A 10,172-nucleotide genomic window follows, 5' to 3' on the forward strand; every position below is an offset into this window, starting at 1 on the left:
TAGGCTTGCACGCCCTGCGGCACGTACAGCTTGGTTTCGCCGAGGTCGCGGATGCGCGGCGCGAAGCGGAAGCCTAGGGAAGGTGCGAATAAGCACCTTCCACAACGAAACTGAAAAAATTAGTTTATTAAATTCAAATACTTACAAAGGCGCATTTTTATGTTTGGTGACTTATTCGCACCTTCCTTAGAGTATCCTGTTCTGGAGGGTTTAATCATGACCAAGAACAGGGTTCAGTTTCAAAAAGCATGAATTACAACTCAACGCTTACAAAGTCGGTGCGCATAAGGGGCGTTACGGTAAACCCGCGCCCCTTTTTGCTGCCTGTTGTTGTGGGATGAAAATAAAGTGTCATCCCCGAAAATAGAGTTTCATCCTTGAAAATAAAGTTTCATCCTTGAAAATAAAGTCTCACCCTAACTTTCCGTGAACACCAGGACATAATTGAGACAGGGGCCTTGATGGCCCCCTTTTATTGCGGTAGTTTCTATGTCTAGTGATTCATTGCGGGATTAAACATAGATGCCAAAGGCGATAGTTGTAGAGGATGCCCAGCTCGCCCACGCCGTGGCAGTCGCTCGGGCATCGAGCAAGGAGAATGGATCCCGTGACGCGGCCTTGCTCCTTTGCTTCTTTGGCACCGGCATGAAGCCAGCCGAGTTATCGCAGCTCCTGGTCAGCGACTACCTTTCACCCGCTGGCGAGCCGCTGGCCGCGACGGTGGTGAGGGCCGAGATTGCTTTCAATGGTCGCACCCGCCCCTTGTGCTGGGTGAATCAGAAGTTGATCAAGGCAGTGGATGAGCACCTTGCCGACCGGCTCCAGCGTGGGCAGGGCATCACCGGCAGGCTGACGGCTTATCGCGGCCTTGACCCAAGCAGTGCTCTGTTTGTGTCTGGCCGTACAGGCCAGCCATTGAAGTTGACGAGAGTGGAGCGCGGCGGGCGGGTGAGCTATCGGGCTGACCAGTTGACGGCCCTGATAAGTCGCCTGTTTGCTCAGGCAGGGATTGAAGGGGCAACCTCTCAATCTGGCCGCCGAACCCTGGCGGTGAAGTTGAAGCGCCAAGGCATTGATGAGCGGCATATCGGGGAGATCCTGGGCATGACAAGCATCAAGGCAATCAAGACCCTGTGTGACACCGACCCGGTGCGCCTGGGTGACCTAATCAGGCGAGTTGTTTAACCAGATAGAGGAAAAACGGACTCATGAGTAACGAAAATCATCAGCTATTCACCACCGAGCAGATCCGCCAGCGCCTTGAGGAAGGAGGCGAATCTGCCCGCTGGTTGGCTCAGGCTGTTGTCTCATACTACCGGCCAGCAGCACCGGCCCCTAGCCTGTTTGCCTTCTCTACGAAGCTGGACGAAGAGGCGCAGGGAATGTTTTTCCAACTGCTGTTGATCCGCAGCAAGCCGGATTGGTCTGATGACCAGCTCGCCGCCCTGGTGCGCGAGTGCGAACAGCACCTCACCAACTGATCGAGGAAAAGGGGTGCCAGAGGACCTGCAACAGGCTTATGTGTGGTTTTCCGTGGCGGTGGCGAATGGTTATAATGATACGTTTTCTGTTCCGTATGGTACTGATGCGGCGAGCATTCGCGATAGTATAGGCAAAACCCTCTCCAGCGAGCAGTTGGCTGAAGCCCAAGCGCTGGCAACACACTATTTCGAGCAGTATCAGCCCCAGTAACCTTGCTGATGACTGCGTATAAGGGGGCGTTACGTTAAATCGGACGCCCTTTTTGCTGCCTGTTGTCCGTGCCTGTCATTCAGTAAAGGTGTAGTATCATGTAAACATTGTGGTTTGGTGGGGTGTGTATGAGTGTTATGTCCGTTCGCTTACCGGATGAGGTAGAGCAACAGTTGGGGCAACTGGCCCAATCAACAGGAAGAACCAAATCGTGGTTGGCGAATCAGGCTATCCAGGATTATTTGGCGCGTGAAGCCTGGCAGATCGCGGAAGTTGAAGCGGCATTGCGTGAAGCGAATGCGGGTGACTTCGTGCCCGAAAAGGAGATGATGGCGAAGTTCAATCGGTGGGGTATCTAGATTGGCCCCTTGAAGATCCAGACACTTCGCCCCTCTTAACTTAAGAGGTAGTCTTGGAGCTATGTTCAGTACTAGTCACAACGAGAAGATGGTCGAAGTGTTAACAGGGGCCGAGCGCCGTCGACGCCGGACTCCACAAGAAAAGATCGCCATCGTGCAGCAGACCTTTGAGCCCGGGATGACCGTCTCTCATGTTGCTCGCTTGCACGACGTCAACGCAAACCAGCTTTTCAAATGGCGTAAGCAATTCCAAGAAGGGTCTCTCACGGCGATCACCGCCGGTGAGGATGTTGTTCCTGCTTCCGAGTTGGCTGCTGCCATCAAGCAGATCCGAGAGCTTCAGCGTCTGCTCGGGAAGAAGACCATGGAGAACGAGATCCTCAAAGAAGCCGTGGAGTATGGTCGAGCAAAAAAATGGATTGCGCATGCGCCCTTGTTGCCGGGGGACGACGATTAAGTGCTGTGAGCCAGGCTCTTAATGTATCGCGTGCGCAGCTATCCGTTCGTGTTCATCGAAAACCGGGTTGGCAAGATGGTCGTCATCATCGCCAGCGTGATGATGCAGCCTTACTTGGCCGTATCATGGAGGCGATGGCAGAGCTTCCCTCCTATGGCTATCGCCGGGTCTGGGCGCTGTTACGGCGTCAGTCTGAGGCAACAGAACAACCTGTGGTAAACGCTAAGCGGGTATATCGCGTCATGCGCGAGCATGGCTTGCTGCTGGAAAGAAAACCAGCTGCACCATTGGCCCAGCAGGCACATAAGGGGCGTGTTGCCGTCAAGGAGAGCAATCGACGGTGGTGCTCAGATGGCTTCGAGTTTCGCTGCGATAACGGTGAAAAACTACGTGTCACGTTCGCCATGGATTGCTGCGATAGGGAAGCGTTGGACTGGGCGGCCAGTACTGGGGGTTACGATAGTGACACTGTGCAAGATGTCATGCTGAGGTCTGTCGAACGTCGCTTTGGGGATTCGTTGCCGGCATCACCGGTGGAGTGGCTGACTGATAATGGCTCGGCGTATCGAGCCCATGAGACCCGCGCGTTTGCACGAGAAATCGGGTTGGAGCCCAGAACGACAGCAGTGAGAAGCCCACAGAGTAACGGTATAGCGGAAAGCTTCGTGAAGACGATGAAGCGAGACTATATCGAGATGATGCCAAAACCGGATAGCCGAACAGCGGTAGGCAATTTGGCTATCGCGTTTGAGCATTATAACGAGCACCACCCGCACAGCGCCTTGGGATACCGTTCACCACGGGAATTTCTGCGCAGTCGGGTATCACAACCCTAAGCGGGAAAAAGTGTCTGGACCTATGGGGTCAAATCCAGTATCAATGCAGGTTAAATGGCTGCGTAAGGCTGCACTGAACCTTGAGGATGCTCACGATCACTTAGCAAAAGAGAACTCCAGGGTGGCCCAGGAGTTTGTATTAGAGGTGTATCGCTTGGTTCACTTGTTGGTAGATCAGCCAGCAATGGGACGGCCAGGGCGCGTTCCTGGTACACGAGAGCTTGTGCTGCAACCCTATCCGTTCCTCATTCCATACCGAGTGAAGGGCGAGGAGATCCAAATTCTGAGGGTGTTTCATACCCGCTTGCGGCTACCAAGCCACTGGTGAAGGGTGCTTGTAGGTAGGGCGGTATGCGTTTGCGTATGGAGGGGGTCGTGCGGTAACGTACTGCCTAGAAAAGACAAACCCCGAACTTCTGTTGATCAACTTGGCGGGAGATTACAGAGAGTTCGGGGCCGTGCTTATGCAATAGGTGAAATATATCACATGGATCACACCAGACAACCCTTTAGCGCCGCCAATATGCGCGGTGGTCATTGAATCGAGCACAGCTTGACCTGTTCCGGGAGCGCCTGCCCCGGAAGCCCTACCACACCGACGAATTTACCACGGGTCTGTCCATTGCGGATGTCAGCCGTGCCCTTGGGGCTCGTTACATCCAGCCGAACGGGCCAACGCATCGGCATTGGCTCGTGTTTGACGTAGACCATGCTGCCGCTACGTTATCCTGGGATGACGTAGGCGCCCCGGCACCGAACATCACGGTGACGAACAGGGCCAACGGCCACGCCCACCTGATCTACGGACTGGAGACCCCGATCCGCACTGCCCCGGACGGCAAGGTGGCCCCACTGCGGTATGCCGCCGCCATCGAGGCCGCCCTCCGGGAGAAACTGGGGGCGGATCTGGGCTACTCCGGGCTGATCTGCAAGAACCCCCTGCATACCCACTGGCTTGTCCAGGTATGGGAGCCCGCCTCCTACGATCTGAGCTGGCTGGCCGACTACCTCGATTTAAGCCCCTACAATGGCCGCAAACAGCTTCCAGCTTACGGGTTGGGGCGTAACTGCACCTTGTTCGAGAAAACGCGCCAGTGGGCTTACAAGGCGATTAGGCAGGGGTGGCCGGGGTATGAGGCTTGGCTCTCTGCCGTTATAGATCGGGCGATCGGGTACAACGTCCAGTTCGAGCCGCCGCTCCCGGCCAACGAGGTCAGGCACATCGCTAAGTCCATTGCGAAGTGGACGCACCGTAACCTAACCCCCGCAGGGTTCAGCGCCGTACAGGCCGCCAGAGGGGCCAAGGGTGGGAAAGTATCCAAGGGTGGGGGCAGGCCCAGTAATAGCGGTAAGGCTCGTGCAGACCTCTTACCGGAGGTGCTCAGGCTTAAGGGTATGGGGTACAGCAACCGCGACATAGGTGAGGATCTTGGGATCTCGTCCAGTACGGTCAGCCTGTACCTGAAACGCGAATCTGAGTGATCGAAACAAGCCTTATCAGATAGTAGCCCCCGAAGGGGGTTCTTTGAGCCCTTAAAATCATTCAAGAGAGAGGATTGGTGCGAGGGGGGTAAGGCCGATCCCGAAGGGCTGTCCATCAGGCCATGTGTTTGGCCTGTGGGCAGTAGGTCTTATCCCCGGAGCTGTTTGTTCTCTGCCTTTCGCAGTGCCCGCAGGATCTCCCCGGCCTGCTCCGGGGTCAGTACCACCGCCGACCCTCCATCCCGGATAGCCTGCATCTGGGCATCCAGCCCCTCTACCAATGCCAGATTTATCGTCACAGTAACGTTATTGTCCTGCTGCTTTGCACGGTAGGCTGCTTGTCGTTCTGCCCCTGTTTTGGCTGATCCGGTTTTTGGCCTACCCCGTCCGCGCTTGATGCCAAACATGTCCCCAGTCCCCTGATCCTTGGTGTCCTTCATGGTGTTATTTCCTGTCACTGTAACGGTAATTTATTATGTGTCACTGTGACGATAATTGGCAAGTTGCCGACCCCCTGTTTTTTTGCTGTACTGGCATTAAGCCAGCCTACCCGTATTACGTTGCTGCGCAACTACATACGGGGCTGTTGAGGGGCGCTGCCCCTTCAATCCCCCACCCCAAAACCACACCGGAGGCACCGTGGCCAAAGTCCCGAGAAGCACGACCGTGAGCGTCCGAATAGACCAGGCCACGGCGGAGGTATGGCGCCAGCAGGCGACCTCTGCTGGCCTCAGTGTATCGGACTGGATCAGGGGGGCGGTCGATGCTGGGCAGCAGACGCACATCCCCACGCCCCGCAAGCGCCCCTCACGCCCCCCACGGGATACCAGCAACGATGCTGACCCCGCTTTGATGCGGCAACTGGCCGCGCTTGGCTCGAACCTGAATCAGGTCGCTCGGGCACTCAACGAGTGCCGGAGTAAGGGTGATCGGATGCCGGTGTTAGAGGCGCTGGCCTATCTGCGGAGCATCGAGGCCGAGGCGGCCAAGTTGCTCCCCCGGCTACCGCCCCCACCCAAACCAAAGGCAAAGGGGGACGACGATGCACATTAAGTTTATGGCCCACGGCACAGGCTCTGGCGCTGCTGCCAGTGCCTACCTGATGGGGGATCTAGACCACAAGGGGGTTGCTCGGGCAGGCGTTGAGGTGCTGCGGGGAGACCCGGTGTTGTTCGGTGCCTTGGCCGACTCTCTGCCGTTCCAGCAGCGGTATACCAGCGCCGTTATCTCTTGGGCTACCGAAGAGGCACCGACAGAGGATGAAATCAACGCCGTGCTGGACGACTTCGAGAAGTTGGCTTTTGCCGGACTGGACAGGCAGGACGTACACCTGACCGCCGTCCTGCACCGCGAGGAAGATGGCGGTGTGCATGTCCACATCCTGATCCCCCGCGTTCACCTGGGCACGGGAAAATCCCTGAACGTAGCCCCGCCAAGTCAACGGAGCCACTTCGATTCGCTGAGGAACAAATGGAACTACGGAAAGGGCTGGGCACGGCCAGACGACCCGCTCAGGCGGCGGCCTGTGCAGCCCAGCTTTGACGCCTACAGGGACGCCAACGACCCCAAAGCAATTAAGCAACAGATCTCGGAGTACCTGTTGGGGTTAATCGCCCAGGGGGTGATCACCAACGCCGCCGATCTGCGTCGTCATGTCGTGGAAATGGGATGTGAAATCACGAGATCAGGTACCGATCATCTCAGTATCAAGCCAGCGGAATACCCGAAGGCAATCAGGTTGAAGGGGGAAATTTATGGAGCATCTTGGACAGTCGAAAACACTGTTGAGCGAGAGGATCGCGCAGCAGAAGCTCGCCGAACAGGCAGAGGCGGAACGGTGGACGAAGGAGCTGAAAGATATTGTCAGGAGCGACTTGAGAGAGCTTGTGAAGGGCGAGCTGGATACAACCGTCAGCGATATGAAGGCCGCGACCGCACCGCTGAGATCGGCCATGAGGCAGTCCAGGAGGGAGGCCCTGTTGCTGAGGCGATTTTCCGGCATTTGGTGGAAAGCGTGTCTGATCGGCGCGTGCCTGTCATTGGGGCTCGGGTTCGGGAGCTGGGGGTTGTTGAGCTGGCTCGGCAGCGAGATCCAGCAGCGGATCACGACGCTCGAAGCCATCAAGGGGGTGGAGGTCATCGAGAGCAACGGCAAGGTGTACCTAGCAGCCCCCCAACTCGGGACTTTGATCAACATGAAAGACGGTCGCAAAGCCGTGGAGGTGCAGTGAATGACGGAACTGGAACGGATCTTGGTCGGCAGGCTGGAGCAAATCGAGACGACACACAGAGAGCAGACCGCGGCCTTGACGCTGCAATTACAGGAGCAGGGGCGCTCTTTGGCCGAGTATCAGGAGCACTTAAACGGGGTACTCAGCGACTTCGAGACGCTGTGCGGGGGTCTACAGCACGACTTCGGGGAGCTGTTGAACGCCGTGGAGACATCAGAGGCCACGACCAAGATAACGCTAGGTCGATTGAACACCAGTGTCGGGAGCTTGATGGACGCGCTGAATACCTTGCTCAATGCGCGGAGCAAGTAGCGGCACTGGCGAAAGTGGAGAAGGCGAAGGGGCTAAGGATTGGGGGGCTTGGCATGTAAATCTGGTCGAAACCGAACCCCGCAAGATCCGGCCCTCAAACGGCCCTCAATGCGTCGCAAACTTTCAGGCCATAAACGGGTCAGGCAGGGGGAAGAAACGCGCCAGAAGGGGTCGTCTCAGAAAACGGAAAATAAAGCACGCTAAGCCGGTGGCAGCGGTCGCAATGGCCTGAACTTCCCCGCACCGACCTTGGCACTGCTGCGCCAATTGAGCGGCGACGTTAACCAGACGGGTGGTACGGCGAGGATCACCCAGCGCCGCCGAAGAGAACACAGATTTAGCCCAGTCAGCCGCACGATGAAGAGCAGAAGTTATCATGATCGTTACCATGTTAGGAGGTCACATGGAAGATCAGATCCTGGAAAACGGGAATGGTTCCGTTCAGGGCGCTACTTGTGTATAAGAGTCAGTATAAAACGTTCACGATCTCGCCCTGCCTGATTTGAGCAACAACGCCTCTCATATCAGGAACTTGTTCGCACCTTCCTTAGGCAATAATAACATCCAGACTTGTGATCGATGAAATGTTTTTAAATTTAGGAAATGTTAATGTTTATCACTATTTATGCTGCTCACCCTTGAATCAACGAGCCGTTTAAAAGTGAACATATTTATACATTATCTAATTACAAGATGTATGATTTTACAGTCATGGGAGTTAAATATGAACATAAAGAGCATTAAAGCAAAAATTACATTTTGTTTTTGTCTGCTGTTCGTTCTGTTGGTTTTTATTAGTTATGAAGGATATTTTGGTCCTGACAAAGTGTTAGCAAGGAATGCTCAAATAGATGAGATGCAAAGCATATTGCAAAACGAATTACAAGCCAGGCGTTATGAAAAAAACATGATTATTCGAAGAGATGTCGAATCGAAAGAAAAAACAATTCAGTATATTTCCGAAATTAGACAGCAATTGCAAACGTTAAAACAAAAACCATCGATGACCAAGTATCAGGCAGAGATTAATGACATATTAAATGCAACAAATGAATATGAAAGTTTATTCTCAAAGTTGGCTTCTGTTATGTTAACAGGTAAGTCATCTGACTCAGATTTATCTTCATTAGAGCCAGCGATGATTGCTACAGCCAGGAACATAGGAAAGATCAGCGAAAAAATAATTAACGAAGAAAAAATTGCAATGGATGAAGATCTGGCGTATTTCCATTACAAAATTATCATTCTTTCTACTATTGCAGTGATTATTGGAATTATATTTCCATTATTAATATCTCGCTCAATATTTAAATCCATTAATGAAATCATCAGAGTTTCACAGGGAGTCGGTGAAGGGAATTTAATGGTAAAGTCAAAATTGACTGGTTCCGACGAAATGGCGCGTGTTGCAAACTCAATACATAAAATGACGAAGAAAATTGGTCATGCCGTACATAGTATTACCATGACTTCGACAAAAATTTCAGATTCATCCATGCAATTTCATTCTTTTTCCGATCGAATAGCAAGTAGTGTGGACGATGTTGCCGCTCAAACAACAAATCTAGCGGCAGCAGGAGAAGAAATTTCTACGACAGCCAATTCCATTGCGCTTAACTGTAATAATGCAGCCAAAGCAACACAACAAGCATCAGATACAGCCAAACGGGGTCACGATGTCATCCAAAATATGACCGGAATAATGGATCAGATCTTAAATACGGTTCAAGACTCTTCGCAGACTGTCACCAATTTAGGCGTAAGAAGCGATCAAATAGGCTCTATTGTTAGCACTATTGATGCAATAGCCGCGCAAACGAACCTTTTGGCTCTGAATGCAGCGATAGAAGCTGCGCGAGCCGGTGAAAAAGGTCGTGGATTTGCAGTGGTGGCAGATGAAGTTAGAGCATTAGCTGAAAGAACAACGCATGCCACGCAAGAAATCAGTGAAATGATCCAGACAATTCAAAATGAAACTAAAAATGCAGTTAAAGCGATGCAAATAGGCGTTGAGCAGGCATCAATGGGAACCACTGAAGCGAATCGATCTGGTGATGCGTTGCGTGAAATCATTGCACAGGTGGATGAAGTTGTCACACAAGTCGATCAAATTGCTACCGCGACAGAACAGCAGACAGCAACAACATATGAGTTAGCCAATAATATCCATCAGATCATGACTGTTTTGCAACAAATCACCGAGGAATCATATGAATCGGTTCGACGAGCAAGTGGACTAAACCTGCTTGCGGATGAATTAATGCACAGTTTAAATGAATTTAAAATGGATGATGACGTGCTCCTGTCCATCAATAAAGCAAAAAGTGCCCATATGATTTTTATTGGCAAGATAAAATCTCATTTGGATGGCTCTGCAAAACTGGATGCAAATAAACTACCAACACACCAAACTTGTGCATTTGGTCAATGGTATCACTCCTGTAAACATAGTCATCATGAACATCTGCATGGGTTTAAGGACATTGATGTACCACATCAGCAAATACATGAATTAGCAAAACAAGCAATTGTTGCGTTTGACAATGGAGATAAAGACAAAGCGAAGGGACTCTGTTCTCAAATGGATGAAACCATCCAAACGCTTTTAAATCATCTTGATAAAATGGGCAATGCTGTGCAACAAGCATAATCAAATGCCGCCCCAGCCGAAGATCACGAGCTGGGGCGAACATCCTGTGATGGCTCATCAATCCAAAAAATAACTGTGTCGTTTTCAGAAGGCGACTGCACGAAATATCAGGAGTCGGCTGCACTGCCAGAACTGGCCGCCTGCAAGGCAGCG

13 protein-coding genes and 1 pseudogene are annotated in these 10,172 nt (G+C 52.6%); 11 read left to right on the forward strand and 3 right to left on the reverse strand.

From position 1 onward, the window contains the following. Window positions 1-522 precede the first annotated feature (522 nt). The 7 genes from OKC27_RS21780 to OKC27_RS21810 all read left to right on the forward strand — a co-directional run bounded on the left by OKC27_RS21780 (window position 523) and on the right by OKC27_RS21810 (window position 4,826). On the forward strand, window positions 523-1,185 hold the full coding sequence (locus OKC27_RS21780; RefSeq protein ID WP_223953570.1) for a tyrosine-type recombinase/integrase: 663 nt from the start codon (window positions 523-525) through the stop codon (window positions 1,183-1,185). A 23-nt stretch (window positions 1,186-1,208) separates the two neighbouring features. Next, the gene (locus tag OKC27_RS21785) at window positions 1,209-1,481 is read left to right on the forward strand and encodes a hypothetical protein (protein WP_182976682.1); all 273 of its coding nucleotides are present in this window, start codon (window positions 1,209-1,211) and stop codon (window positions 1,479-1,481) included. Between the two features lie 13 nt (window positions 1,482-1,494). Then, complete coding sequence (locus OKC27_RS21790; RefSeq protein ID WP_270806693.1) at window positions 1,495-1,692, forward strand: hypothetical protein; 198 nt, start codon at window positions 1,495-1,497, stop codon at window positions 1,690-1,692. A 128-nt stretch (window positions 1,693-1,820) separates the two neighbouring features. Then, entirely contained in the window at window positions 1,821-2,051 is a 231-nt protein-coding gene (gene relB, locus OKC27_RS21795) for a type II toxin-antitoxin system RelB family antitoxin (RefSeq protein ID WP_270806694.1), read from the forward strand. A gap of 88 nt (window positions 2,052-2,139) precedes the next feature. Then, window positions 2,140-3,344 (forward strand): IS3 family transposase gene (locus OKC27_RS21800; protein ID WP_100654772.1). Its coding sequence is split into 2 segments (ribosomal slippage): window positions 2,140-2,458 and window positions 2,458-3,344, totalling 1,206 coding nucleotides; the frame shifts between segments, so codons are not numbered across the junction. A 43-nt stretch (window positions 3,345-3,387) separates the two neighbouring features. Next, a complete protein-coding gene (locus tag OKC27_RS21805; RefSeq protein ID WP_042650712.1) occupies window positions 3,388-3,672 on the forward strand; it encodes a type II toxin-antitoxin system RelE/ParE family toxin in 285 nt (94 codons plus the stop codon). A gap of 209 nt (window positions 3,673-3,881) precedes the next feature. Then, on the forward strand, window positions 3,882-4,826 hold the full coding sequence (locus OKC27_RS21810) for a replication initiation protein (protein WP_042650711.1): 945 nt from the start codon (window positions 3,882-3,884) through the stop codon (window positions 4,824-4,826). A gap of 149 nt (window positions 4,827-4,975) precedes the next feature. Here the strand turns inward: OKC27_RS21810 and OKC27_RS21815 are convergent, their stop codons facing one another. Next, the gene (locus tag OKC27_RS21815) at window positions 4,976-5,266 is read right to left on the reverse strand and encodes a hypothetical protein (RefSeq protein ID WP_159317530.1); all 291 of its coding nucleotides are present in this window, start codon (window positions 5,264-5,266) and stop codon (window positions 4,976-4,978) included. A gap of 199 nt (window positions 5,267-5,465) precedes the next feature. Here OKC27_RS21815 and OKC27_RS22930 point away from each other — a divergent pair, with 199 nt between their 5' ends. Continuing rightward, window positions 5,466-5,879: a plasmid mobilization protein gene (locus OKC27_RS22930; protein WP_017411294.1), complete on the forward strand. Its 414-nt coding sequence runs from the start codon at window positions 5,466-5,468 to the stop codon at window positions 5,877-5,879. Window positions 5,880-5,937: 58 nt separating this feature from the next. On the opposite strand, the gene OKC27_RS22935 is transcribed toward OKC27_RS22930, so the two are convergent. After that, window positions 5,938-6,276, reverse strand: a complete 339-nt coding sequence (locus OKC27_RS22935) for a hypothetical protein (RefSeq protein ID WP_373870441.1) — start codon at window positions 6,274-6,276, stop codon at window positions 5,938-5,940. Window positions 6,277-6,580: 304 nt separating this feature from the next. Between OKC27_RS22935 and OKC27_RS21830 the strand changes: the two genes are divergently transcribed. Continuing rightward, window positions 6,581-7,057, forward strand: coding sequence for a hypothetical protein (locus OKC27_RS21830; RefSeq protein WP_270806699.1), 477 nt, complete (start codon window positions 6,581-6,583; stop codon window positions 7,055-7,057). Further along, window positions 7,058-7,369: a mobilization protein gene (locus tag OKC27_RS21835; RefSeq protein ID WP_234887929.1), complete on the forward strand. Its 312-nt coding sequence runs from the start codon at window positions 7,058-7,060 to the stop codon at window positions 7,367-7,369. Between the two features lie 251 nt (window positions 7,370-7,620). On the opposite strand, the pseudogene OKC27_RS21840 reads toward OKC27_RS21835, so the two are convergent. Further along, window positions 7,621-7,747: pseudogene (locus OKC27_RS21840) on the reverse strand (IS4/Tn5 family transposase DNA-binding protein); the annotation flags it as partial. Between the two features lie 346 nt (window positions 7,748-8,093). Between OKC27_RS21840 and OKC27_RS21845 the strand changes: the two are divergent. Continuing rightward, window positions 8,094-10,019: a methyl-accepting chemotaxis protein gene (locus OKC27_RS21845; protein ID WP_270806696.1), complete on the forward strand. Its 1,926-nt coding sequence runs from the start codon at window positions 8,094-8,096 to the stop codon at window positions 10,017-10,019. Window positions 10,020-10,172 lie beyond the last annotated feature (153 nt).

Source organism: Aeromonas sp. QDB62, from assembly GCF_027705695.1.
GTDB classification, from domain to species: Bacteria; Pseudomonadota; Gammaproteobacteria; order Enterobacterales; family Aeromonadaceae; genus Aeromonas; species Aeromonas allosaccharophila.

What these genes read in the sequence shown, in the direction of transcription:
- OKC27_RS21780 (WP_223953570.1), top strand. Translation starts at nt 523, where the DNA reads ATGCCAAAGGCGATAGTTGTAGAGGATGCCCAGCTCGCCCACGCCGTG.
- OKC27_RS21785 (WP_182976682.1), top strand. Translation starts at nt 1,209, where the DNA reads ATGAGTAACGAAAATCATCAGCTATTCACCACCGAGCAGATCCGCCAG.
- relB (WP_270806694.1), top strand. Translation starts at nt 1,821, where the DNA reads ATGAGTGTTATGTCCGTTCGCTTACCGGATGAGGTAGAGCAACAGTTG.
- OKC27_RS21805 (WP_042650712.1), top strand. Translation starts at nt 3,388, where the DNA reads ATGCAGGTTAAATGGCTGCGTAAGGCTGCACTGAACCTTGAGGATGCT.
- OKC27_RS21815 (WP_159317530.1), bottom strand. Translation starts at nt 5,266, where the DNA reads ATGAAGGACACCAAGGATCAGGGGACTGGGGACATGTTTGGCATCAAG.
- OKC27_RS21830 (WP_270806699.1), top strand. Translation starts at nt 6,581, where the DNA reads ATGGAGCATCTTGGACAGTCGAAAACACTGTTGAGCGAGAGGATCGCG.
- OKC27_RS21835 (WP_234887929.1), top strand. Translation starts at nt 7,058, where the DNA reads ATGACGGAACTGGAACGGATCTTGGTCGGCAGGCTGGAGCAAATCGAG.
- OKC27_RS21845 (WP_270806696.1), top strand. Translation starts at nt 8,094, where the DNA reads ATGAACATAAAGAGCATTAAAGCAAAAATTACATTTTGTTTTTGTCTG.